Below are 23,498 nucleotides of genomic sequence, written 5' to 3' on the forward strand. Positions count from 1 at the left end.
GGTTCCCGTATGTTGTTCACCATCTCCCAGCGCTTCTTCTTCGACGCTGCCCACACCCTGCGCCGCGAGATCGAGGCCGAAGGCAGCCGCCGCGTGCACGGCCATACCTACCACGCCGAGGTCTTTTTGAGCGGCCCACGCGACCCCGCCACCGGCATGGTGCTGGACCTGGGCCTGCTGCGCAGGGGCCTGGAGGTGGTGCGCGAGCAGCTGGACCACCACATGCTGGACGACGTGCCTGGCCTGGGCACGCCGACGCTGGAGAACCTGTGCGTTTTCATCGCCCAGGCGCTGCCCGCCGACCTGCGCGCCAGCGTGAGTCGTGTGCGCGTGTGGCGCGAAGCGCTGGGCGACAGCTGCATGCTGGACTTTCCGCAGCCCTGACCGACCACGGCCCTGCCGTCGGCAGGCCCTCCCCCATTCACAGACTTCATTGAAGGAAGCCGATGTTCCGCACTCTGCTCAAATCCAAGATCCACCGCGTGGCCGTGACCCAGTGCGAGCTGCACTACGAAGGCTCCTGCGCCATCGACGAAGACCTGCTCGATGCGGCCAACATCGCCGAGAACGAGCAGATCCACATCTGGAACATCAACAACGGCGAGCGTTTCGTCACCTACGCCATCAAGGGCCAGCGCGGCAGCGGCATGATCTCGGTGAACGGATCGGCCGCACGCCGCGCATCCGCAGGCGACCTCATCATCATTGCCGCCTTCGCCCAGGTGCATGAAGACCAGGTGGCCACGCACCAGCCCCAGTTGGTGTTTGTGGACGAGCACAACCGCCAGACCGAACTGCGCCACGCCGTGCCCACCCAGGCCCTGTAAGCATGCAGCCACAACACGACGGGCTGGTGGCCCGCAGCCTGGCCGCCGTCTGGCACCCCTGCACGCAGATGAAGCGGCACGAGGCCCAGCCGCCCGTGGCCATTGCGCGCGCCCAGGGCCCGTGGCTCTATGGCACCGACGGCCAGCGTTACCTGGACGGCATCAGCTCCTGGTGGGTCAACCTGTTCGGCCACAGCCACCCACACATCCAGGCCGCGCTGGTGGACCAGCTGGGCCAGCTCGACCACGTGATGCTGGCGGGCTTCACCCATGCGCCGGTGGTGGAGCTGTCCGAGCGCCTGGCCACCCTCACTGGCCTGGGCCATGCGTTCTACGGCAGCGACGGCGCCGCTGCCACCGAGATTGCACTCAAGATGAGCGCGCACTACTGGCGCAACACCGGGCGCCCCGCCAAGAGCCGCTTCGTAGGCCTGGCCGGTGGCTACCACGGCGAAACCGTGGGCGCGCTGGCCGTGACCGACATCGCGATCTTCCGCGAGGCCTATGCCCCGCTGGTGCGCCTGGCCGACACCGTGCCCAGCCCCGATGCGCGCAGCGCAGCCCCTGGCGAAACCGCACAGGACGTGGCCCGGCGCGCCGCCGCCGCGCTGGAGACCTGGCTGCAGGACCACCACACCACCACCGCCGCCTTCATTGTCGAACCGCTGGTGCAATGTGCTGCTGGCATGGCGATGCACGACCCCGAGTACCTGCGCCTGGCGCGCGCGCTGTGCGACCGCTACGAGGTGCACCTGGTGGTGGACGAGATCGCCGTGGGCTTTGGCCGCACGGGCACGATGTTCGCGCACCAGCAGGCGGGCATCCGGCCGGATTTCATTTGTCTGTCCAAGGGCCTGACGGGCGGCACGCTGCCGCTCTCGGCCGTGCTGACCACGGATGTGGTGTACGCCGCGTTCTACGACGACGATGTGGCGCGCGGCTTTCTGCATTCGCACTCGTACACCGGCAACCCCCTGGCCTGCCGCGCGGCGCTGGCCACGCTGGAGTTGTTTGAACAGCTGGATGCGCTGAATGCCAACAAGGCACTGGTGCAACGCATCGATGCGGCGTGCGCACCCTTGGCACAGCATCCACGTGTGCGCCATGCGCGCCGCCTCGGAATGATCTGGGCCTGGGATGTGGACACCACGCTGCCCGACTTTTCCCGCCGCTACCACCAGCACGCCATGGCGCGGGGGCTGGTGCTGCGTCCCATCGGCAAGACGCTGTATGCCATGCCGCCCTACGTGCTCGACGACGAAGCCGTGCAATGCCTGGCCAGCGGCGCGCTCGCTGCGCTGAACGCCACGCTGCAAGAGGAGAATTGATGATTGGATGTTTTGTCACCGGCACCGACACCGGCGTCGGCAAGACGCTGGTGTCCACCGGCCTGTTGCACGCCCTGGCGCCGCACCACCGCCGTGTGGTCGGCATGAAGCCCGTGGCGGCCGGTGTGGTGCCCTGGGGCGAGGACTGGGCCAGCGAGGACGCGATCGCGCTGCGCTCGGCCTCCACCCTGGCCGTCGCACCCGAGCTGGACAACCCCGTGCTGCTGCTCGACCCGTTGTCGCCCCACATTGCGGCCGAACGTGCCGGGGTGCAGATTGATATCGCGGCCATCGTGCGCAGCTACCAGGCGCTGGCCGCCCAGGCGGATGCCGTGGTGGTGGAGGGCGCGGGCGGTTTTCATGTGCCGCTGACCGACACCCAGACCGGTGCCGACCTGGCCCAGGCCCTGGCCCTGCCCGTGGTGCTGGTGGTGGGTTTACGGCTGGGCTGCCTCAGCCATGCGTTGCTGACTGCCGAGGCCATCCGGGCGCGTGGCCTCGTGCTGGTGGGTTGGGTGGCCAACCGTGTGGACCCCGAGATGGAGGCCACTGACGAGAACATCGCCTACCTGCGTGCGCGCCTGGGCGTGCCGCTGCTGGCCGAGGTGCCGTACCAGGACCTTCCCGATGCGCGCAGCCTGGTGTTTGAACTGCCCGGGGAATGGCTATGACGCAGGAATCCCACCCCACCTCCTGGCTCGACGAGATCCCGGGGCGCCTGGCCGACATCGAGCGCGCCCACCTGCTGCGCCGCCGCCGCGTGGTGCAACCCGCGGGCGGTGCCCACCTGCTGGTGGACGGCCAGCCCATGCTGGCCTTTTGCAGCAACGACTACCTGGGCCTGGCCGGCCACCCTGCGCTGGCCGAGGCCGCTCGCGACGCCACGCACACCTCTGGCGTGGGCTCGGGCGGATCACCCCTGGTCAGCGGCCACAGCGCCGCGAACGATGCGCTGGAGCGCGACCTGGCCGCCTTTGTGCAGCTGCCCCGTGCACTGTACTTCTACGCGGGCTACGCCACCAACACCGGCATCATCCCCGCGCTGGTGGGCGATGGCGATGCGATCTTCTCCGACGCGCTCAACCACGCCTGCCTGATCGATGGCGCGCGCCTGTCGCGCGCCACCATCCATCGTTACCCGCATGCCGACCTCGCAGCCCTGGAGGCTGCGCTCGCCGCCAGCCCTGCACGGCGCAAGCTGGTGGTCAGCGATGCGGTGTTCAGCATGGATGGCGACCTGATCGACATCCCCGCCCTGCTGGCGCTGTGCGAGCGCTACGACGCGCTGCTGCTGCTGGACGACGCCCATGGTTTTGGCGTTCTCGGCCCCCAAGGGCGCGGTAGCCTGGCGCAAGCGGGCCTGACGGGCACCACCGCCTCGCGCCGCGTGCTCTACATGGCCACGCTGGGCAAGGCGGCGGGCGTGGCGGGCGCCTTTGTGGCGGGCGATGCTGCACTCATTGAATGGCTGCTGCAAAAGACCCGCACCTACATCTTTGCCACGGCCGCACCGCCCCTGCTGGCAAGCGCATTGCGCAAAAGCCTGGAGCTGATCGCCACTGCGGACGACCTGCGAGAGGGGCTTTGCAAGCGCATTGCGCAACTGCGCGAAGGCCTGGCCGCGCTGCCCCCGGAACTGGGCTGGCACCTGCTGCCATCCCACACGGCGGTGCAGGCGCTCGTCATCGGCAGCAACGAAGCGGCCCTGGCCGCGATGGAAAGCCTGCGCCAGCGGGGCCTGTGGGTGCCAGCCATCCGCCCGCCCACGGTGCCCGTGGGTACGGCCCGGTTGCGCATTGCGCTGTCTGCCGCGCACACGGCGGCGGATGTGGATGCGTTGCTGGCAGCGCTGACGGCACATGCCGCCGACTGCGTGGTGGCTCTTCACCAAAAAACCGCAGACACCAGCGTGGCGCCTGCGGCAGTTGTCGCCTGAACATCGACCTGCGACTAAGCCGCCCCCTGGAACCAGCGGACCGGCTGGTCACAGTCAGGTGCTTTCTTTCACGATGCGGCCATTGAGCGGCTGCACTGGGCGCGCGTTGGCGTTATAGAGCTGGCGGAACGCCTTGATCTGCTGGGCACCCAGTTTCACGGGTTCCTTGAGCACCATCCACTGCACGCCTTCGGAACAGGGCGGCGTGGTCAACGACCCTGCGAAGCTGTAATAACCCTTCTTGGCGGGCAACAGGGTGCTGGCGTCCAGCGTGAGCCCGTCCACCGTCACCTGCTCACCCACACGCGGCAGGTGCGCAAAGATGGGGGCCCAGGCCGCATTCGTCTTGCCCGGCTGGATCAGCACCGCCACCACGCCCAGTCCTCCGTCCGCAGCCTTGTGCACAAAATGGGCCACCATGGCCGCGTGCTTGCCGCCAATGGCCTCCTCGCTGGGGGTGTGGAAGTGGAACTGCAGCAGCTCCATCGCCTTGCCGTCCACCACCAGCTTGCTGCCCGCAGGCATGTTCACCTGCACCGTGTGCCCGTTGTTGACCAGCGTGGGGGCACTTGCCGTGTACTGGAAATCCAGCGCAGGCAGCGCCTCTTTCACGGTATTGCGAATGTCGATGGGGCTTTGCGCCGCACCACGTGCACAGGCCTCAAAACCAGGCTCCAGCGCGCCCCAGTGGGCGGCGCCGTGTTTGCCCTTGTATTCCCAGTGCGGGTGGGCGCCCTCGGCGCTGGCCCAGGTGGCGGCGCACAGCAGGAGGGCAAACAATGTGGTTTTTTGGATCAAGAAGGGGGGTGTCATGGCTCTTAAGGAACAACAAGTTGATGAAAAACAAGCTGCTGCAAGCAGCCGCGTGATAGTCAGCAGCCTTGCTTAACGGCGGCTTAAACTGCTGGGTGCCACTGACGGCCCAAGGGTTGCTGGCTTAAGAACCTGTTCAGAATCTTTTCGGGGATCGCATTGGAGTGCCATCGTGATGGACGTGGATGCTTCGGAGGCGCCGCATGGGCTCATGCCCATGCAAGCAGCAGAGGCTTCCAATCGCCCGATTTCACTCCAACCCTTCGGGCAAGTGCCTTGCCGGGCGGCCTGCGGCGTTGCGGCACTTGTGCGACCCTGAAAAGATCTTGAACAGGTTCTTAGAACCTGTCTACCATGGCTTTGAAGTGAATTCACTCGACCGAACCGGACCCCCTCCATGCCCCACCTGACCATTGAATACTCGGCCAACCTGCCCCACTACCCAGAGGCCGAAACGCTGACGGCCCTGAATGCCACCCTGTGCGCCCACCCCCAGGTGCAGGACGAGGCGGACCTGAAGACCCGCTTCATCGTGGCCGACAGCTTCGAGATTGGCATCGCGCCCGCCAACCGCGCCTTTGTACATGCCCAACTGCGACTGCTCGCGGGCCGCACGCCCGAGGCCAAGAAGGAGCTGTCCGACCGCATCGCCGCCGTGCTGCGCGAACGCACGCCCAAGCCCCAGGGCGTGATGGTGCAGCTGAGCGTGGAGATCGTCGATATGGACCGGGGCTCATACGCCAAGGAGCGGCTCTGAACCAGCGGCGGCAATTTTTGAATAAATACGGCCCTATCGCTTATCCATAGCCATCAATAGCTATTATTTTAATAGCAAAACTCTTTCCCCCAAAAGGCTGGCGGGTGCCTTGATGCATCAGCCAGGGTCTTCTGCCACCAACTCGGCAGCCAACCAGCCGCGCAGGCTGTTGATGAACGCCCAGCCCTGCACGCGGGGCAGGTCCTGCAGCCGCACCACGGCTTCTGTCACACGCCCCTCGCGCAGCGCCACCGCGCGGCCCACGCCGGGCAGCAGGCCACAGGCCAGCGGCGGCGTGACCCAGCGGCCATCGAGCAGCAGGGCGATATTGCCGAAGGTACTTTCGGTGATCTCACCCGCCTCGTTCCACAACACCGTGTCGAACACCCCGGCGGCCGTGGGCGCAAAGGCCGCGTAGTGCGCGCGGCGCGTGGTCTTGTGGCGCACGAATTCGCCATGGGCCTCCGGTAGTGGGCTGCGCGCCAGCTGCAGGCGCACGGGCTCGGGCGTGGGGGCCAGTGCAAAGGCCTCGGCCCGGGGCTCACCTGCGGCATTGAGCAGCAGGCGCACACGCCAGAGGCCTGCGCCATGTCCCGCTGCCAGCATCCGCACGCACTGCTCGACCAGCTTGTCATCAAAGGGGTAGCCAAAATGCACCGCCGCCGCCTGCAGTCGCGCCAGGTGTTCGGGCAGATGGCGCCACTGGCCGTCCACCAGCGCCAAAGTTTCCAGCAGGTCAAAAGGCTGGCTCGCACGCTCCACGAAGGCGCGCTTGTGGCGCCACTCGTTCCATTCGGCGTCCGCTTGCGCGCCCGAGGTGATGCCACTGCCAATGCCGCAGGTGGCCTGGGTGTGGCCGCCGTCGGTGCGCAGCACCACGGTGCGAATGGGTACGTTGAAGGTGGCCGCCACGCGGTGCCGCCCATCTGCCCCGCCGGCACCCACAGGCCGCACCACGCCCACGGCGCCGCAGTACACGCCGCGCGGTGCGGGCTCCACCGCATGGATCATCTGCATGGCGCGCACCTTGGGCGCACCGGTGATGGAGCCGCAGGGAAACAGCGCAGCAAACACGTCGGTCAGCGTGGTACCGGGCCGCGTGCGGGCCGTCACGTCCGACGTCATCTGCCACACGGTGGGCAGGGCTTCGGTGGCAAACAGCGCGGGCACACGCACGCTGTGCGGCAGCGCGATGCGGGATATGTCGTTGCGCAGCAGGTCCACGATCATCACGTTCTCAGCCCGCTCCTTGGGCGACGAGCGCAGGTGCTCAGCGTTAGCAACATCCTGCGCAGGAGTGGCGCCACGTGGCGCGGTGCCTTTCATGGGGCGCGCCAGGATGGCTCCACCCGCCGGGTCACCATGGGCTCCGCTTTCCCAGTCAAAGAACAATTCGGGCGACACCGAAAGCACCTGTTCGTTGCCGGTGTCGATGAACGCGGCATAGCCGCCGGGCTGCGAGCGCTGCAAGGCCTGGAACAAGGCCTGCGCGCTGCCCTGCAGCAACGGGCCCGACAGCGGCGCGGTGTAGTTGACCTGGTACAGCTCGCCATCGCCGATGGCCTGGTGAATGCGGTTCAGGGCTGCATCGAATTCCGCGCGCGAGGGGCCCGAGGCCCACTCCACATGGGCGACATCGGCCGCGGCATCCCCAGGCCACGGCAGCGCTTCGTCATGGACGGCAAACCAGGCCAGCGGCCCCTGGGCGGCATGCACCTGCAAGGCTGCATCGAAGGCCGGAGCCGCCTCGTAGCGCACGTAGCCCACGCACCACGCGCCTGCCTGTGCGGAAGCAAACACGGCATCGAGAACGGGGCGCACCTCGGCCAGGTCACGGGCCGACAGCACAGCGCGGGGCGCGCGGAAGGCATGGCGAAGGCGGGGCGCTGACGGGGCCAGCGCGGCACTGAAGTCGATGCAGGAATTCATGGAAATGGCGGGCGCGGCGGCAGCACCTTGAAGGAAACGAGCGCCCTGCGGCAAGCAGGGGCAGCCGCCTATCGTAAACGCCGCAGGGCACGGACTCTGCGGAGGGTGGGCAGCGCGGTCCTGTTGCAAGTGCAAGCAAAAAATCCATCAAATGCGAATAATTCTTGTTTATAATTTTTGCCATACGGTGCATTGCCATGCACCCCAAGCAGCCAGCCGTCGCCAGCCAGCCTCCTGCCCCCTCAAGGAACCACTGTGCTGCCACCTACCGTGCCAGGCTCTCTGCCTTCTTCTTCATTGGACGCCGCTAGCGCGGCCCCCCTTCACCCCCTCGCGGCCGCCACACGCCTGGCGCTCGCCAGTCTGGTCACGGCCGGCATCATGGCCCCGGCAGGCGCTCAGACCGCATCTCCGGACGCCGCCGACCGCCCCCGTGCCCTGCCCGAGGTCCAGGTCAAGGCAGACGGCGATGCAGGGCTGCCCGCCACCATCGGCAACGGGCACACAGCGCGCGGCGGCCGACTGGGGCTGCTGGGCAACACCGACACCCTGAACGCACCGCTCAGCGCCACCAGCTACACCTCGCAGATGGTGCAGGACCAACAGGCCGTCACCATTGCCGACATCGTGAAGAACGATTCGTCGGTCCGGCTCTCAGGCCACTCCGGCGACCAACTGGACTCGTTCTTCATCCGAGGCTTCCCGGTGGGCGACCAGAACTCGGGCGAAATCGCCTTTGACGGCGTCTATGGCATCGCCCCCAACTACCGCGTGCTGGCCGACTACGCGGAGCGCATCGAGCTGGTCAAAGGGCCCGCAGCGCTGCTGTTTGGCATGTCCCCGGCCAGCAGCGTGGGCGGCACCATCAACATCGTGCCCAAGCGTGCCACCAGCGCCCCGCTCACACGCATCTCCGCCGACGTTGGCCCCTCCGCACAGGGGGGTGGCCAGATCGACCTGAGCCGCCGGTTTGGCCCCGAACGCCAGTGGGGCGTGCGCATCAACGGCAGCCACCACCAGGGCGACACGCTGCTGGACAACCAGTCGCGCAAGGCGGACGTGGGAGCGATCGCGCTCGACTACCAGGGCGAACGGCTGCGCGCCACCGTGGACGCCATCGCGCAAAAGGAAAGTGTCGATGCGCCACAGCGTCGGCCGTTTCTGGCCGCAGGGGCCACGGCCGTACCGGCCGCACCCGATGGCCGGCGCAACGTGAGCCAGCCCTGGGAATGGTTTGAAACCACCGACCGCTCCCTGCTGCTGCGCCTGGAATACGACCTGAACGACAAGACCACCGCGTTCGCCAACGCAGGCGGCGGACGCACACGGGTAGACAGGCTCTTTGGCAACCCCACCCTGCTCAATGTGCAGGGCGACACCAGCACGTTGCCGCAACGCTTTCAGTTCGAGGTGGACCGGAGCACGGCGGACGCCGGGCTGCGCACCAAGTTCGCCACCGGCGGCGTCCGCCACACGGTCACGCTGCAGGCCAGCACCTACCACGACCGCCTGGGTCGTGGTTCCGTCAACGGCACCACCGTGTTGTCCAACATCTACGCGCCGGTGAACAGCCCGGCGCAGAACGTGGCCGCCCCGGCCCAGGTCGCGCGGGTGGCCGACACAGAGCTGTCCAGCATCGCGCTGGCCGACACCCTGTCGATGCTGGACGACCGGGTGCAGGTGCTGCTGGGCGTGCGCCGCCAGCGTGTGGAATCCGACAACTTCAACACCACCACGGGCGCCGTCGCCTCGTCGTACGACCAGAGCGCAGTGACGCCGCTGGCGGGCCTGGTGGTCAAGCCCTGGCAGAACGTATCGCTCTACGCCAACTACATCGAAGGCCTGAGCAAGGGCGACATCGCTCCGGCCACGGCCTCCAACGCGGGCGAGGTGTTTGCGCCCTACAAGGCCAAACAAAAGGAAATCGGCGCCAAGTTCGAATGGGGCCGGATGATCAGCTCGCTGAGCCTGTTCGAGATCACCAAGCCCAGCGGCCAGCAGACCAACGGCCTGTTTGCAGTGGATGCCAAGCAGCGCAATCGGGGGGTGGAACTGAACGCCTCCGGCCGTGTGGTGCCTGGCGTGTCAGTCACCGGCGGCGTGACGCTGCTGCAAGGTGTGCTGAGCCAGACCAACAGCGCGGCCACGCAGGGCAAGAAAGCCATCGGCGTCCCCTCGGTGCAGGCCAATCTGGGGCTGGAGTGGGATCTGCCCTGGGTGCCGGGCCTGGCACTGAGCGGGGGTATCACCCACACCGGAAAGCAGTATGTGGACCGCGCGAACACGCTGGGCATTCCATCGTGGATCACCGCAGACCTGGGCGCCCGCTACCGCACACAGATCGCCGGCAAGCCCACGACGTTCCGTGCCAACCTGCGCAACGTGGCAGACCGCGCTTACTGGGCCAGCGTATCGCAGTACGGCAGCCTGGTGCAGGGTGCGCCACGTTCCCTGGTGGTGTCGGCCACCGTTGATTTCTGAGGCATCACCATGCGAGCCCAGCACCATGGTGAGTTGGCGGACCTGGCGGGCATGAACAAAGTTACGGCGGCGCACCGGCATGCACCCCCTGCACGCGCGGCGGCGCCAACGCCGCAGCCCCAGCCGGCAGCCACTGCAGCCAAGGTGTACCCAGCCCTGCCACCGCTGCTGGATGAAGCGGTGGCAGCACTGGTGCACGCATCACCCGCAATGCTGCCGGGCCTGGTTGCCCAATACGGCTCGCCGCTGCACCTCGTCTGGCCCCAGCGGCTGGAAGACAACGTGCGCAAGCTAGCGGCCGTGCTGCAGTCCCACCCTATGCCCTTTGAGATTTTTTACGGGGCCAAGGTCAACAAGTCGCCCGCCCTGGTCCGCGCGGCCGTGCAGGCTGGCATCGGCGTGGACGTATCCAGCCTCTACGAGGCGGGTGACGCACTGCGTGCTGGTGCGGATCCCACGCGGCTGTGCGCCACCGGCCCGGCCAAGACCCGGGCGTTCCACAAGCTGCTGATGGACAACGCATCCCTCATTTCCGTCGACTCGCTGCAGGAGCTACAGGACCTGGATCACTGCCTGCAGTCTGCTGGCGCGGGCCAGGGGGCGCGCGTGCTGCTGCGCTACCGGCCCCACTCCTTGCCCACCAGTCGCTTTGGCATGGGCGCTGGCGACCTGCGCGCAGGCCTTACCCGATTGGCCAACCCAGAAGCACGCATGGTTCTGGAAGGCTTTCACTTTCATCTGTCGGGCTATGCGGTCGAGCCGCGTGTGCAAGCCGTGCGCGAGCTGCTGCCCTGGGTGCACGAAGCCCGCCGCATGGGGCTGAGCGCCCGGATGCTGGACATCGGCGGTGGACTGCCCATCCGGTATGTGGACACCGCCGCCTACAGCGCTTTTCTCGCAGCGCAGGATGGCGCGCACTACCGCAACGGCAAGGTGCCCACATCGTTCTACCCCTATGGCGGGCCTGTGGACGCCTGCATGTGGCTGGAGCAACTGCTGTGCTCGGCGTGCACGGAGGGCATGACCGTGGCACAGGCCCTGAACGCTGCAGACCTGACACTGGCCATCGAACCCGGGCGCAGCCTGGTGGACCAGGCCGCCATCTCAGTCTTTCGCGCTACGCGGGTGAAACTGCTGGCCGACGGACGGTATGTGATCTTTGTGGAAGGCAGCAGCTTCAGCGCCTGCGAGACCTGGTTCGGCTCCGAATTCCTGGTGGACCCGGTGCTGGTGCCAGGGGATGGCAACGGATCGCCCCCCGCACCGTCACAGGCTTGCCATGCCTACATCGCCGGGCACAGCTGCCTGGACGAAGATGTCCTGACCCACCGCTGGATCGGCTTTGCGCGTGTGCCGCAGGCCGGTGACCTGCTGGTGTATGCCAACACCGCGGGTTACCAGATGGACCTGCTGGAAAACGAGTTTCACCGCCATCCCATGCCCCGCCGCATTGCAGTCACCCGCACTGCGGCAGGTGCCATGGCCTTTTCGCCAGACGACGACCGAACGGAGTAAAGACATGATTCTCAGCAAAGTGACGGACCTGATCGGAAACACGCCCATCCTGGGCATCCCGATTCCTTCGAAGAAAACGCGGCTGCTGCTCAAGATCGAGAAGAACAACCCGGGCGGGAGCATCAAGGACCGCATGGCGCGCAACATGATCGTCGCGGCGATGCGCTCCGGCCGCCTGCAGCCCGGGGGCGTGGTGGTGGAGTCTTCGTCAGGCAACACCGGCATTGGACTGGCCATTGCCGCCATCGAGTTCGGCCTGCGCTTTATCGCGGTGGTAGACCACCACGCCGCGCCCGACAAGATCGCCGTGATGCGCGCACTGGGCGCGGAGATCCGCTACGTAGAGGGCGACTACCGCGAGGACGAGGTGGCCGTGGTGGAGCGCCAGCGCCTGGCGGCCGAGGTGGCCTCCAAGATTCCCGGTGCGGTGTTCATGAACCAGTCGGACAACGTGGCCAATGCGGGCGGCTACTTCGACTTCGTGCGCGAAGTGATCGACCAGGTCCAAGGCCCGGTGGACGCGTATGTGGGCTGCGTGGGCACGGGCGGCTCGATGACGGGCATTGCACGCGGGCTCAAGCTGCACAACCCCCGCACCCGCACCATCGCGGTCGAGCCAGCAGGTTCCATCATCTTTGGGCAGCCAGGGCGGCCGTACTACCAGTCGGGCACGGGCACGCCCAAGGGAGACACCGTGGGCCTGGTGCTGGACTACAGCTGCATCGACCTGGGCGTGCAGGTGACTGATGCACAGGCCTTTGAAACCGCCCGCTACTTCGCGCAGCACACGGGCCTGCTGGTGGGCGGATCCACCGGCGGCGTGCTCTACAAGGCCCTGGAGTTCATCCACAGCGGCATGATCGCGGGCAACGTGGTGGCGGTGGTGGCGGACGGGGGCGAGAAGTACCTGCACACCGTGTTCAACGAGGCATGGCTCAAGGAGCGCAACATCATCGACCCCACGGTCTGGGCGCAGCTCGACGGCTGGCTGGCCAAGGACGTGGTGGAAGAACTGCCGCGTGCCAACGACCGGCTGAAGGTGGCCTGAACGTGGATGCCATGCAAGACCTGGACGTGGTTGTCTGCGGCGGCGGGCGAACGGGGCACCTGAACGCGGTGCTGTTCAAGCAGGTGCCCGGCGTTCGCGTGTCGCTGCTCACCACGCGGCAGGACGTCATCGCGCGCCACCAGAAGAGTCCCGACGGCCTGACCGCCTTGGTGCCGGACTCGCCCCCGCTGCGGGCGCGGCTGGACACAGTGGGCCACGATGCCACCCTGGTCGCCAACGCAGACCTTGTGATCCTCACCGTGCCGGCCCACGTGCGCGCCGCCTGGCTGCGCGGCATGGTGCAGGCGCTCCCGCGCGACAAACCCGTGTATGTGGGGGCCATCCCGGGCTTTTGCGGCTTTGACTGGCTGGCCGAGCAGATCCTGGCAGAACGGCCCAACGCGGTGATCTGGGGCATGAAGGACGTGCCCCACACCGCGTACGACCTGCATCCCGGTGTTTCGGTGCGCATGGGGGGCGCCAAGCAGGTGCTGCACGTGGGCACCCACGCCCGAGAAGGCGCCAGCGCACGCACTGCCCTGCAACGGATGCTGCAGCGCCTGTACGCAGCACCGGTGGAGTTGCTCGACCACTACCTCGAAATCACGCTGACGCCGGGCAATCCCATCATGCACAGCTCGGTGGTCTATGGATTGGCAGGCCCCTACAGCCAGTGGCACGAGCGCACCTTTCCTGCACCCGTCTACTGGTGGACGGACTGCACCGAGCTGGGCGCGTATTTCCTCGCGCGCAGCGACGAAGAAAACCAGCGGCTGTGCAAGGCCGCCGAGCAACGCCTGGGCATCAACCTGTCGTCGGTCAAACCCCTGCACCAGGAGATCGTCGAAGCCTACGGAGACCAAGTACGCGACCCCCGCACGCTGCTGTCCGTGCTGCGCTCCAACCAGGCCTATGACGCGATCGAAGCCCCGATGGTGCAGGCCGCTGGCCAACCCGGCTACGTGATCGACAAGGACAGCCGCGCGTTCCAGGAGGATGTCGCCTACGGCCTGGCCGTGCTGGTGGAAATGGGACGGCGGCTCAACGTGCCACTACCCCACATCCAGGAGATCTTCGACTGGAACGTGGACTACATGCAGGGCCTGCGCGGCTCGGCGCTCGACTACTTCCCATCCACCTGGCCCGCCTGACGGGCGTGCCCTGCCCTGCTTTCCCATGCACCTCTCTACCCATACCCTGGCCCGGCCAGAACCCAGCTCGGCCTCGATCCCTCCGCCACAAGACGCACAGGCTCTCGCGCAGCACAACGCACTGCGGCGCCTGGTGCGCTGCCTGTTCGCCGAGGGCATTCTCGACAGTGGATCACTGGTCTTTGCCCCGCACGGCGATACGGCCTGGTTCCCGCTGTGGGAGCACCATGCCCTAGTGTATTTCTCGGCGCTGCGGGCCGCACCCGCCCGCACGTTCCTGCTCGACGGCACGATCACCCTCGTGGAGCCGAGCGGCAAGAAGACGGCCATCGACACACCCGACCAGCTCATCGATCTGCTCGCGCCCTGTTTTGACTTCACCGCCACGCCCCAGGGCCTCGCCGGGCTCAAGAACGACATGGCCAACAGCGTCGCTAATGACGCGCTGGCACGCAGCCACCGCCGCCACTGGAACGAAGAACTGCGGCGAGCCATTTTGGACACCGGCTCCAAGGGCCTGGTGGACTATGTGCGCCACCACCGTACCGCGCGGGATGCCGCGGTGCTGCTGGAGCAGTGGGGCTCGCTCGAAGGGCACCCCTTCTACCCCACCTGGAAAACCAAGCCCCAGCTGAGCCCCGCCGAAGTCGCACAGCTGTCACCGGAATTCAATGCGTGCGTGCCCGTGCGCATCGCTGCACTGCGGGCCGACATGGCCTATGTGGAACGCATGCCCCATGTGCGGGACTACCGCACCTGGTTTTCCCAGCAGTTCCCGGACGTGTGGCAGCGCTGGAGCGATAGCCTTCGGGCACGGCAGCAGAACGCTGACGACTGGCTGCCCCTGCCCATCCACACGTGGCACCTGGAGCACTACGTGAAGGAAGCCTACGCGGACGAAATTGCCGAGGGGGTGCTCATCACCGACGGCATCGACATCGACACCCGCCCCACCATGTCGTTTCGCACCATGGTGCCGCAGCTGCCCGGGCCCACGCCGTTCATCAAGCTGCCCCTGGCGCTGTGGCTCACCAGCGAACAACGCAGCCTGCAGGCCAAGTCGATCCACATGGGGCCGCGCATCAGCACAGTGATCGAACGCATCCTGGCCGAGGAAAACGGCTTTGACCGCCGCCTTGAAATTTTTCCCGAAGAAGTGGCGCTGCACTACCGCCACGCAGTCCGCCAGGAGGACCGCCCGGGGAGGCACCTCTCTGTGGCCTACCGCGGGGCCCGCCAAGCGCTGGACCGCAGCGACGGTCTGCTGCCCATCACGGTAGCCACCTTGTTCACGGCTTCGCCGCTGGACGCACGGCCGCTGGTGACGGAACTGATCGAACGCGCAGCGGGCCGTGCCACGCCTGAAACGGTGGGTGCGTATTTCAGGCAGTACGCGCGCGCCGTCACACGGCCTGTGGTCGCGATCTACCTGCTTTACGGCATCGGCCTGGAGGCCCACCAGCAAAACACGTCCGTGCTGTGTTCCGAGGATGGCAGCCCCCGGGGCCTGCTGATCCGGGACTTTGGCGACGGGCGCACGTTTGCCCCGCTGCTGGAAGCGCGCGGCTACACACTGCAGCCCTATGTGCACCCGGGGATCCTGCCCACCGTCTTCCGGGACGACATCGAGCCCGTGCGCACCTTCGTGCTCGACGCCTGTTTTGTGTGCCATCTGCATGAACTGGCCCTGGCGCTCACGCACGAGTACCAGTTGCCAACCACCTGGCTCTGGGAGATTCTTCGCAAGGAAACCGAGGGCGCCTTCGATGCGGTGCAGGCGCGTGTCGAGCCGCAATTGTGGCGCGCGGAGCGCGAGCAGTTCCTGCATGCGGCCTGGCCCACCCGCTCGGTGTTGCGCATGCACTTGCAGCAATACGCAGACTACCGCCTGCAGCACCGGCGACCCAACCCGCTGGGTGCGGCCCAGGCCTGCGGGAAGGTTTGATGGTCTCCGGGCCAGCCGCATCGGGCGCCCTGCCCCGCCTGGTTCACGCCCTGTTCGTGATCCAGCTCATTTCCATGGGCGCCATGGAAATGAGCGGGCCCTTCTGGCCGGTGCACCTGCAATCCCTGGGCGCATCGCCCGGCGTCCTGGCGTTTGCGGGCATTGCTGTGTATGTGGGTCCCATGCTGGGCGTGGCGCTCACCAGCACGTTCTGGGGCAAGGTGGGGGACCGCTTCGGGCACAAGCCCATGATGGTCCGGGCGCTTCTGGGGCTGGCCATCACACAGCTGGCCCTGGCCTTTACGCAGGATGTCTGGACAATCCTGGCACTGCGCTTTCTGCAAGGGGCGTGCGCAGGCTATCTGGCACCGGCGCAGGCCTACGGTGTGAGCGCCGTGGTGCCAGCGGTCCGGGGGCGCCTGTTTGCCTACCTGCAGGTATCCACGAACGTGGGCTCGCTGGCAGGGGCGCTGGCGGGCGGGCTCATCCTGGACCACGCCACGTTCTTCTGGATCAACCTCATCGCAGCGCTGCTGTGCGCAGTGTGCGCTGCAGCCGTGGCCGTGCTGCTGCCGCCCCGTCCTGCCGCAGGCAGCGCCCAGGGCGTGAAGGCAGTGCCATCACTGCCACCCACGTCAGGCAACGCAGCGCCGCTGCAACCACCATCCTGGTTTGCGTCCCCCGTGGCCGGGCTGCTGGCCGTGTTGGGCATCCTGCTGGTGGCCCGCATGCTCACGCAAACCCCGTTTGCGATGTATGTCCGCTCGGTGTTTGCCGTGGACAACTGGGTGGTGGGCCTGTGTTACGGGCTTCTTTCCATGGGGTTCATCGTGTCGGCCACACTCTGGGCGCGCTACTTCGAACGCCTGCAGGGCCCCGACGCCCTGGTCCGCATGGCCTGGGTGGCTGCCGCCTGCGCCTTGCTGACGGCGCTGGCGGGGGCTACTCACAGCGTGGCTTTTTTTATCGCACTGCACTTTGCCTGGGGGGTGCTGCTGGGCGCCACCACGCCGGTGCTGATGGCCCTGATTTCGCATGCCACGAGCGGGCAACGGCAGGGGCGCATTCTGGGCGTGGCGCAGAGCACCGCCCAGTTCTCGTCCATGGCCGGCATCGCACTGGGCGGGGGCCTGACCCAGCTGCTGGGCTTGCACACCACCTACTTCCTCGTGGCGGCGGCCTATGCCGCCGCCCTGGCGGTGATCGTCGCCGTGCTGCGCCACAGCCGCGCCCAGCCAGGCGCAGCCAGCCTTGCCGGGCCGTGACCGACAAGGCACGAGGCGCGTCGCTTCTTTTCCTACCCCACCCCTTCATTCACAAAGAGTCTTTGACATGGCAATGGGTCACCGCTGGCGCATCGCGCTTCTTATCCTTGTGCTGGCAGGCATCGCCGCCGGCATTTTTCTGGTTTCTCCGGCCGCAGCCCCCGAAGGCGCTGCATCCCCCCCACCCTCCGGCAGCCACAAGGTCACGGTGACCGACCTGCTGGGGCGCAACGTGCAAGTGCAGGTGCCTGTGCAGCGCGTGATCCTGGGTGAAGGGCGGCAGCTGTACCTGGTGGCCGCACTCGATACGGACAACCCGATCCAGCGCATCGTGGGCTGGCGCAAGGACCTGATCCAGGCCGACCCCGACACCTATTCTGCGTACGCCAGGAAATTCCCGCGCATCGCCGACATTCCCACCTTTGGCGGCTTTGAAGACGGCACCTTCGACATCGAACAGGCCATTGCGCAGAAGCCCGACGTGATCCTGCTGAACATCGAGGCCCAACGGGCCACCGATGACGCCCGCTACATCGAGAAACTGGCGGCGCTGGGAATTCCGGTGGTGTATGTGGACTTTCGCCATCGCCCCATGGAGAACACCGAGCCCACCATGCGCCTGATGGGCCGGCTGCTTGGCAAGGAAGCGCGCGCTGAAGAGTTCATCGCGTACCGCGCGGCGCAGATCCGGCGCGTGGCAGACACCATCGCCGCCGAGCAGCCCCCGCGCCCCAAGGTGTTCATCGAACGCATCGGCGGCTACACCGAAGACTGCTGCCTGAGCTTTGGCAACGAGAACTTCGGCAAATACGTGGAAGTGGCGGGGGGCACGAACGTTGCCAAGGGCGTGATTCCCGGCACCTTCGGCCAGCTCAACCCCGAGCAGGTAATCGCCTCCAACCCCGACCAGGTCGTGGTCACCAGCGCCAACTGGGAGGCCTACGTACCCTCCGGCCACTGGATTGGCGTGGGCCCCGGTGCCGACCTGGCAGAGGCCCGGCGCAAGCTCGAAACCTATACCCGCCGCCCCGCCTACGCAGGCACCCGAGCTGCGCAAGACCGCGCGTTCCATGCCATCTGGCACCAGTTTTACAACAGCCCGTACGAGTTTGTAGCCATCCAGCAGTTGGCCAAGTGGTTCCACCCAGCCTTGTTCACAGACCTCGACCCGGACGCCACCTACCGTGAGATGCACAAACGCTTTCTGCCCGTGCCCTATGAGCCCGGCTACTTCGTGAGCCTGGATGGCGCAACACCCACAGCCTCCGCAGCGCCCTCCACCGCCAAGGCTGCCCCATGACGACCACGGCGATGGCACCCCCTGCAAGCCAGGGCGCTGGCTACCGTGCCCTGGTGCGCCGCAAGCGCTGGCTGCTGCTGGGGTTTTTCGTGCTGACGACCTTGAGCCTGCTGCTGGACCTTGCGCTTGGGCCGGTGGGCTACAGCGTGAAGGACGTGGTGCAGGCTGTGCTGTGGCCCGACAGCGTGCCCGTGCAACTGCGCGTGGTGGTGTGGGACATCCGCCTGCCCACCGCGCTCATGGCGCTGGCTGTGGGTGCTGCGCTGTCGGTGGCGGGCGCACAGATGCAGACCACGCTCAACAACCCGCTGGCCAGTCCGTTTACGCTGGGTATTTCGGCGGCGGCCAGCTTTGGCGCCGCGCTCGGGCTGGCCTTCGGCGTTGCCCTGTTCCCCACGGTGGCCGGGTATGTGGTGCCGCTGAATGCCTTTGTGATGGCGATGCTGTCGGCCGGGTTGATCCACCTGCTGAGCATGAAACGCGGCGTGACCACCGAGACCATCGTGCTGCTGGGTATTGCGCTGGTGTTCACCTTCAATGCGCTGCTGGCGCTGGTGCAGTATTTCGCCACCGAGCAGGCCGTGGCGGCCGTGGTGTTCTGGACCATGGGCAGCCTGACCAAGGCCACCTGGCCGAAGCTGGTTGTGACCTGCCTGGTTCTCATGGTCACGCTACCCCTTTTTGCGCGCAACAGCTGGGCACTGACGGCCCTGCGCCTGGGCGATGACAAGGCCGCCAGCTTCGGCATCAACGTGGCGCGCCTGCGGCTGCAAACGCTGGTGCTGATCAGCCTTCTGGCGGCCTTCCCGGTAGCGTTTGTCGGCACCATCGGCTTTGTGGGCCTGGTGGGCCCGCACATCGCACGCATGCTGATCGGCGAGGACCAGCGGTTCTTTCTGCCCGCGTCGGTCATGACCGGCGCATTGCTGCTGTCGATCAGCTCGGTGGTCAGCAAAACGCTGATCCCTGGGGCCATCTTTCCCATCGGCGTCGTGACCTCGCTCATAGGCGTGCCCTTCTTCATCTCGCTCATCCTGGGCCGCAGGGAGCGCTCATGGTGACGCTCCAGTTGCAAGGGGTGGGAGCGCACTATGGCAGCCGCACGGTACTTGCGAACGTCAACACCCCCGTCTTCCATGCGGGGCAGGTGGTGGCCGTGATCGGGCCCAACGCGGCGGGCAAATCCACCCTGTTCAAGCGCATGGCCGGCATGCTCAAGGGACCGGGCCAGATCGTGCTGCAGAGCACCCGCAAGGGGCCCGAGGGCATCTGCTACATGCCGCAGGACATCAGCGCCACCGCGCGGCTCACGGTGGTTGAATCCATACTGCTGGCCGCCAAACAGCAGCACCAGGGCTGGGCGGTGAGCGACGCCGAACTGGCGCAGGTGGACGCCATCACCGTGTCACTGGGCATCGCAGACCTTGCCTTTCGCAATCTAGGGGAACTCAGTGGCGGCCAGCGGCAACTGGTATCCATCGCCCAGACGCTGGCGCGCGACCCCGAGATCCTGCTCATGGACGAGCCCACCAGCGCGCTCGACCTGCACCGTCAGATCCAGGTGCTGGACTTCATGCGCTCGCTGGCACAGGAACGGGGGCTGATCGTGTTCATCGCGCTGCACGACATCAACCAGGCCCTGCGCTACTGCGACCACGCCCTGGTGATCGCCAACGGCCAGGCGCAGCACAGCGGGCCTTGCGAGCAGGTGATCACGGCAGCCATGCTGCGCGATGTCTATCGCATCCGGGCCCGCATTGAAAGCTGCTCGGCGGGCACGCGGCACGTCATTGTGGACGGCGTGGCGTAGTCCGCGCCCGTCGGGTGCGCCACGATTCAATACCTGCGTGATGCCTCAGGCGGCCCCGATGCCAGGGACCAGGCCCGCCGTGGGCTGCCCGTTCCTCAGCGCGGCCGTGAAGGCCAGCATGCGGTCAATCGGCTGGCGCGCGCGCGGGATCAGCGCCGGGTCCACATGGATCGCGTTGGCGCCGGTCTCCAGCACCCGCACCACATCGGCCAGGCCGTTCATCGCCATCCAGGGGCAGTGTGCGCAACTCTTGCAGGTGGCGCTGTTGCCGGCGGTGGGGGCCTCAATGAACACCTTGCCGGGGTTCAGCGTGCGCAGCTTGTGCATCATGCCGTTGTCGGTGGCTACGATGAATTCGGTGGCATCCATCTCGCGTGCGGCCTTGAGGATGGCGCTGGTGGAGCCCACGGCATCGGCCAGGGCGATCACGTCTGCAGGGCTTTCAGGATGGACCAGCACCTTGGCGTGGGGGTGTTCTTTTCTGAGCGCCTCCAGCTCGAAGGCTTTGAACTCGTCGTGCACGATGCAGGCGCCGTTCCAGAACACCATGTCGGCCCCGGTTTCGCGCTGGATGTAGGCGCCCAGGTGGCGATCGGGCGCCCACAGGATCTTTTGCCCTGCTGCCTTCAAGGCGCCGACGATGTCGAGCGCGCAGCTGGATGTGACCAGCCAATCGGCCCGCGCCTTCACGGCCGCGCTGGTGTTGGCGTAGACCACCACGGTGCGGTCGGGGTGGGCGTCGCAGAACGCGCTGAATTCCTCCACAGGACAGCCCAGATCGAGCGAGCAGGTCGCATCCAGGTCGGGCATGAGCACCGTCTTTTCGGGGCTCAAAATCTTGGCCGTCTCACCCATGAAGCGTACGCCGCTCACCACCAGGGTCTGCGCGGCATGGTCGCGGCCAAAGCGGGCCATCTCCAGCGAGTCGCTCACCAGGCCGCCAGTTTCCTCGGCCAGATCCTGCAGGTCGGGGTGCACGTAGTAGTGCGACACCATCACCGCATTTTTCTCTTTGAGCAGGCGGCGAATCTTGTCCTTGAGCGCGAGGCGTTCGGCCTGCGTGGGTTCGGGTGGCACGCGCGCCCAGGCGTGTTTGGTGGAGCAGACGGAGCCTTCCTCGGTATCGAGCGGCTGCTCGTACTCCACGTCGATGCGGTTCATTACAGCGGTGGTCATGACAGCTCCTGCAGGCGCATGGAAAAGTCCGTCGCCTTGACGTCCTTGGTCAGCGTGCCGATAGAGATGCGGTCCACCCCCGTCTCGGCCAGTTCGCGCAAGCCTTCGAGCGTGACGCCGCCCGATATTTCCAAAATTGCACGGCCCGCGTTGATGCGCACCGCCTCGCGCAGCGTGGGCAGCGGCATGTTGTCGAGCAGCACCATCTTGGCACCTGCATCCAGCGCCTCGGTCAGTTGCTCCAGGGTTTCCACTTCAATCTCGACGAACTTTGCTTGAGCTGCCACAGTCTGGGCGGCTTTGAGCACAGCCGTCACGCCACCGGCGGCGGCGATGTGGTTTTCCTTGATGAGCACTGCGTCGTGCAGACCGATGCGGTGATTGGTGCCGCCGCCCACGCGCACGGCGTACTTTTGCGCCAGGCGCAGGCCGGGGATGGTCTTGCGCGTGTCCACGATGTGGGCGCGGGTGCCCGCCACCACATCCACATAGGTGCGGGTTTTGGTGGCCACGGCCGACAGCAGTTGCAGAAAGTTGAGCGCAGTGCGCTCGGCCGACAGTAGTGCGCGGGCATTGCCCTCCAGCTCCAGCACCACCTGGTCGGGCGCGCATCGCTGGCCCTCTGCCACATGCCAGGTGATTTGGACCGTGGGGTCAAGTGCGCGCAAGGCGGCTTCGGCCCAGGGGGCGCCGCAGATCACGGCGGATTCGCGCGCCAGGATGCGGGCACGGGCGCGGCGGGTGGGGTCGATCAGGCCGGCGGTCAGGTCACCGCTGCCCACGTCTTCTTGCAGGGCGCGGTGCACATCCTCGCGCGCCAGTGTCGCCAGGGCTTCAGGAGTCATCGGGTTGTCGCGGCGTTTGTTCATGGGGCGCCAAGCATAGCGGCATCGCTCCCCCCACCGGGGCAAATGCTATAAAGCCCCGCCACCGACGTGCCGGGTGCGGCCCGCACGCCGGCACCCGCAGCCCGCACAGACGGGCCTATCCACAGAGGGAGTCCACATGGAAAACAATGCCACGGCTTCGGCGCAGCCCGCCCCTGCGCACGCGCCGCCATGGGCGCTGGCGGCCGAGCACGCACTGGGCGCGGGCCAATGGCACGGCGCCTGGTGCACGCTGCTGGACGCAGCCCTGCCCGTACCTCCGTCCGTGCAGCAGCAGGTGCTGGCCAGCCTGGATGCCTGGGATGCACTACCAGCCCAGGCCCCGGCAGCACAACGCGCCGCGCTGCTGCACACCGCTCTCGCCGCCGTCCGCGGCGCCCACCACCACACCCACAACGCAACGCTCACAGCAGCAGGCAGGCAGACCCGGCGGGTGCAGGGCTCGGGGCTGGTCAAGCGCTTTCGCAAGGGGGCTTTCACCCTGGGCCCGGTGGACGTGCAGGTGGCGCCAGGCCACATCCTGGGCTTGGTGGGCGAGAACGGCAATGGCAAGACCACCCTGCTGCGCCTGCTCGCGGCCGACCTGGCGCCAGACGCCGGCCAGCTCGACTGGGGCGCCACTGCCCGCGACCCCTATGCCTTGCGATCACAGCTGGCTTACATCCCGCAGCGCCCACACCCCTGGGGCGGGCAGCTCATGGACCACCTGCAGTTCGCCGCGCGCAGCCACGGCGTGGTGGGCGAGGCCAACCGCTGCCTGGTGGAGCTGGTGATTGCCCGGCTGTCGCTGCGGCCCTTTCGCGGCCACCAGTGGAAGCAGCTCTCCTCGGGCTACAAGATGCGCTTTGAACTCGCCCGCGCGCTGCTCACCCAGCCATGCGTGCTGTTGCTTGATGAACCGCTGGCCAACCTGGACATCAACGCCCAGCAGACCTTACTGTCTGATCTGCAATCGCTGGCGCGCTCGCCCTGGCGCCCGATGGCACTGGTGCTCAGCTCTCAGCAACTGTATGAGGTGGAGAAAGTGGCCGATGCCGTGCTGTTCCTGGAGCACGGCCAGCCGCGCAGCGTGCAGGAACGCTTTGCGCAGATGGCGGGTTGCGCGATCGAGTTCGAGACAAGCTGGCCGGAGCCCGCCCTGAGCGCCTGGCTGGGCCAGTTGCCCCCGCACACGCACCAGGTCAACGGGCACACACACATCGTGAGCTTTCAGGGCGACACCAGCGCCGCCGACTTCCTGCGCGCCGCCGTGGATGCGGGGCTGCCGCTGGGCTATTTGCGCGACATCACCGACTCGACCCGCCGCCTTTTCGTGAAAGATTGACACACC

General features: G+C 66.9%; 20 protein-coding genes. 16 read left to right on the forward strand and 4 right to left on the reverse strand.

All coding sequences use genetic code 11. From position 1 onward, the window contains the following. Window positions 1-9 precede the first annotated feature (9 nt). The 5 genes from LPA35_RS20310 to bioF all read left to right on the forward strand — a co-directional run bounded on the left by LPA35_RS20310 (window position 10) and on the right by bioF (window position 4,091). Window positions 10-384, forward strand: coding sequence for a 6-carboxytetrahydropterin synthase (locus tag LPA35_RS20310; RefSeq protein ID WP_121421047.1), 375 nt, complete (start codon window positions 10-12; stop codon window positions 382-384). Window positions 385-446: 62 nt separating this feature from the next. Next, complete coding sequence (gene panD, locus LPA35_RS20315) at window positions 447-827, forward strand: aspartate 1-decarboxylase (protein ID WP_121421048.1); 381 nt, start codon at window positions 447-449, stop codon at window positions 825-827. A gap of 2 nt (window positions 828-829) precedes the next feature. Beyond that, on the forward strand, window positions 830-2,155 hold the full coding sequence (gene bioA / locus LPA35_RS20320; RefSeq protein ID WP_228898589.1) for an adenosylmethionine--8-amino-7-oxononanoate transaminase: 1,326 nt from the start codon (window positions 830-832) through the stop codon (window positions 2,153-2,155). Next, window positions 2,155-2,826 (forward strand): dethiobiotin synthase, encoded by a 672-nt coding sequence (gene bioD, locus LPA35_RS20325; protein ID WP_228898591.1) that lies wholly within the window; start codon window positions 2,155-2,157, stop codon window positions 2,824-2,826. The genes bioA and bioD overlap by 1 nt, the downstream gene beginning before the upstream one ends. After that, entirely contained in the window at window positions 2,823-4,091 is a 1,269-nt protein-coding gene (gene bioF, locus LPA35_RS20330; protein ID WP_228898593.1) for an 8-amino-7-oxononanoate synthase, read from the forward strand. Before bioD ends, bioF begins: the two co-directional genes overlap by 4 nt. A 54-nt stretch (window positions 4,092-4,145) precedes the next feature. Here the strand turns inward: bioF and LPA35_RS20335 are convergent, their stop codons facing one another. Next, window positions 4,146-4,904, reverse strand: a complete 759-nt coding sequence (locus LPA35_RS20335; RefSeq protein WP_370641481.1) for a carbonic anhydrase — start codon at window positions 4,902-4,904, stop codon at window positions 4,146-4,148. 397 nt (window positions 4,905-5,301) lie between these two features. Between LPA35_RS20335 and LPA35_RS20340 the strand changes: the two genes are divergently transcribed. Then, window positions 5,302-5,661 carry a 5-carboxymethyl-2-hydroxymuconate Delta-isomerase gene (locus LPA35_RS20340; protein ID WP_121507342.1) on the forward strand — a complete coding sequence of 120 codons (360 nt, stop codon included), beginning with the start codon at window positions 5,302-5,304 and terminating at the stop codon, window positions 5,659-5,661. 117 nt (window positions 5,662-5,778) lie between these two features. Here LPA35_RS20340 and LPA35_RS20345 read toward each other — a convergent pair whose 3' ends face one another. Beyond that, a complete protein-coding gene (locus LPA35_RS20345; RefSeq protein WP_228898596.1) occupies window positions 5,779-7,590 on the reverse strand; it encodes a chorismate-binding protein in 1,812 nt (603 codons plus the stop codon). A 255-nt stretch (window positions 7,591-7,845) separates the two neighbouring features. Between LPA35_RS20345 and LPA35_RS20350 the strand changes: the two genes are divergently transcribed. The 9 genes from LPA35_RS20350 to LPA35_RS20390 all read left to right on the forward strand — a co-directional run bounded on the left by LPA35_RS20350 (window position 7,846) and on the right by LPA35_RS20390 (window position 20,105). Next, window positions 7,846-10,071 (forward strand): TonB-dependent siderophore receptor, encoded by a 2,226-nt coding sequence (locus tag LPA35_RS20350; RefSeq protein ID WP_228898598.1) that lies wholly within the window; start codon window positions 7,846-7,848, stop codon window positions 10,069-10,071. A 9-nt stretch (window positions 10,072-10,080) separates the two neighbouring features. Further along, a complete protein-coding gene (locus tag LPA35_RS20355; RefSeq protein WP_228898607.1) occupies window positions 10,081-11,586 on the forward strand; it encodes a Y4yA family PLP-dependent enzyme in 1,506 nt (501 codons plus the stop codon). Between the two features lie 4 nt (window positions 11,587-11,590). Next, window positions 11,591-12,634, forward strand: coding sequence for a PLP-dependent cysteine synthase family protein (locus tag LPA35_RS20360; RefSeq protein ID WP_192425699.1), 1,044 nt, complete (start codon window positions 11,591-11,593; stop codon window positions 12,632-12,634). Window positions 12,635-12,645: 11 nt separating this feature from the next. Continuing rightward, window positions 12,646-13,785 carry an NAD/NADP octopine/nopaline dehydrogenase family protein gene (locus LPA35_RS20365; protein WP_228898895.1) on the forward strand — a complete coding sequence of 380 codons (1,140 nt, stop codon included), beginning with the start codon at window positions 12,646-12,648 and terminating at the stop codon, window positions 13,783-13,785. 25 nt (window positions 13,786-13,810) lie between these two features. Continuing rightward, window positions 13,811-15,730: an IucA/IucC family siderophore biosynthesis protein gene (locus tag LPA35_RS20370; protein ID WP_228898611.1), complete on the forward strand. Its 1,920-nt coding sequence runs from the start codon at window positions 13,811-13,813 to the stop codon at window positions 15,728-15,730. Further along, window positions 15,730-16,995: an MFS transporter gene (locus LPA35_RS20375; protein ID WP_228898612.1), complete on the forward strand. Its 1,266-nt coding sequence runs from the start codon at window positions 15,730-15,732 to the stop codon at window positions 16,993-16,995. Before LPA35_RS20370 ends, LPA35_RS20375 begins: the two co-directional genes overlap by 1 nt. A 67-nt stretch (window positions 16,996-17,062) precedes the next feature. After that, on the forward strand, window positions 17,063-18,295 hold the full coding sequence (locus LPA35_RS20380) for an ABC transporter substrate-binding protein (protein WP_228898613.1): 1,233 nt from the start codon (window positions 17,063-17,065) through the stop codon (window positions 18,293-18,295). Further along, window positions 18,292-19,356, forward strand: coding sequence for an iron ABC transporter permease (locus LPA35_RS20385; RefSeq protein WP_228898614.1), 1,065 nt, complete (start codon window positions 18,292-18,294; stop codon window positions 19,354-19,356). Before LPA35_RS20380 ends, LPA35_RS20385 begins: the two co-directional genes overlap by 4 nt. Next, window positions 19,350-20,105: an ABC transporter ATP-binding protein gene (locus LPA35_RS20390; protein ID WP_228898616.1), complete on the forward strand. Its 756-nt coding sequence runs from the start codon at window positions 19,350-19,352 to the stop codon at window positions 20,103-20,105. The genes LPA35_RS20385 and LPA35_RS20390 overlap by 7 nt, the downstream gene beginning before the upstream one ends. A gap of 45 nt (window positions 20,106-20,150) precedes the next feature. Here LPA35_RS20390 and nadA read toward each other — a convergent pair whose 3' ends face one another. Together nadA and nadC are read right to left on the reverse strand one after the other, a co-directional pair. Further along, on the reverse strand, window positions 20,151-21,281 hold the full coding sequence (nadA, locus tag LPA35_RS20395) for a quinolinate synthase NadA (RefSeq protein WP_228898618.1): 1,131 nt from the start codon (window positions 21,279-21,281) through the stop codon (window positions 20,151-20,153). Next, window positions 21,278-22,150 (reverse strand): carboxylating nicotinate-nucleotide diphosphorylase, encoded by an 873-nt coding sequence (gene nadC / locus LPA35_RS20400; RefSeq protein ID WP_228898619.1) that lies wholly within the window; start codon window positions 22,148-22,150, stop codon window positions 21,278-21,280. The genes nadA and nadC overlap by 4 nt, the downstream gene beginning before the upstream one ends. A gap of 136 nt (window positions 22,151-22,286) precedes the next feature. Here nadC and LPA35_RS20405 point away from each other — a divergent pair, with 136 nt between their 5' ends. Further along, window positions 22,287-23,492, forward strand: a complete 1,206-nt coding sequence (locus tag LPA35_RS20405) for an ABC transporter ATP-binding protein (protein WP_228898621.1) — start codon at window positions 22,287-22,289, stop codon at window positions 23,490-23,492. Window positions 23,493-23,498 lie beyond the last annotated feature (6 nt).

The organism is Acidovorax sp. Leaf73, assembly GCF_916855635.1.
Lineage (GTDB): Bacteria > Pseudomonadota > Gammaproteobacteria > Burkholderiales > Burkholderiaceae_C > Acidovorax > Acidovorax facilis.

Coding starts and splice junctions, on each gene's coding strand:
- LPA35_RS20375 (WP_228898612.1), top strand. CDS start 15,730: ATGGTCTCCGGGCCAGCCGCATCGGGCGCCCTGCCCCGCCTGGTTCAC.
- LPA35_RS20355 (WP_228898607.1), top strand. CDS start 10,081: ATGCGAGCCCAGCACCATGGTGAGTTGGCGGACCTGGCGGGCATGAAC.
- LPA35_RS20340 (WP_121507342.1), top strand. CDS start 5,302: ATGCCCCACCTGACCATTGAATACTCGGCCAACCTGCCCCACTACCCA.
- LPA35_RS20365 (WP_228898895.1), top strand. CDS start 12,646: ATGCAAGACCTGGACGTGGTTGTCTGCGGCGGCGGGCGAACGGGGCAC.
- LPA35_RS20380 (WP_228898613.1), top strand. CDS start 17,063: ATGGCAATGGGTCACCGCTGGCGCATCGCGCTTCTTATCCTTGTGCTG.
- LPA35_RS20335 (WP_370641481.1), bottom strand. CDS start 4,904: ATGACACCCCCCTTCTTGATCCAAAAAACCACATTGTTTGCCCTCCTG.
- LPA35_RS20360 (WP_192425699.1), top strand. CDS start 11,591: ATGATTCTCAGCAAAGTGACGGACCTGATCGGAAACACGCCCATCCTG.
- LPA35_RS20310 (WP_121421047.1), top strand. CDS start 10: ATGTTGTTCACCATCTCCCAGCGCTTCTTCTTCGACGCTGCCCACACC.
- nadA (WP_228898618.1), bottom strand. CDS start 21,281: ATGACCACCGCTGTAATGAACCGCATCGACGTGGAGTACGAGCAGCCG.
- bioA (WP_228898589.1), top strand. CDS start 830: ATGCAGCCACAACACGACGGGCTGGTGGCCCGCAGCCTGGCCGCCGTC.
- LPA35_RS20390 (WP_228898616.1), top strand. CDS start 19,350: ATGGTGACGCTCCAGTTGCAAGGGGTGGGAGCGCACTATGGCAGCCGC.
- bioD (WP_228898591.1), top strand. CDS start 2,155: ATGATTGGATGTTTTGTCACCGGCACCGACACCGGCGTCGGCAAGACG.
- LPA35_RS20370 (WP_228898611.1), top strand. CDS start 13,811: ATGCACCTCTCTACCCATACCCTGGCCCGGCCAGAACCCAGCTCGGCC.
- nadC (WP_228898619.1), bottom strand. CDS start 22,150: ATGAACAAACGCCGCGACAACCCGATGACTCCTGAAGCCCTGGCGACA.
- panD (WP_121421048.1), top strand. CDS start 447: ATGTTCCGCACTCTGCTCAAATCCAAGATCCACCGCGTGGCCGTGACC.
- bioF (WP_228898593.1), top strand. CDS start 2,823: ATGACGCAGGAATCCCACCCCACCTCCTGGCTCGACGAGATCCCGGGG.
- LPA35_RS20345 (WP_228898596.1), bottom strand. CDS start 7,590: ATGAATTCCTGCATCGACTTCAGTGCCGCGCTGGCCCCGTCAGCGCCC.
- LPA35_RS20385 (WP_228898614.1), top strand. CDS start 18,292: ATGACGACCACGGCGATGGCACCCCCTGCAAGCCAGGGCGCTGGCTAC.
- LPA35_RS20405 (WP_228898621.1), top strand. CDS start 22,287: ATGGAAAACAATGCCACGGCTTCGGCGCAGCCCGCCCCTGCGCACGCG.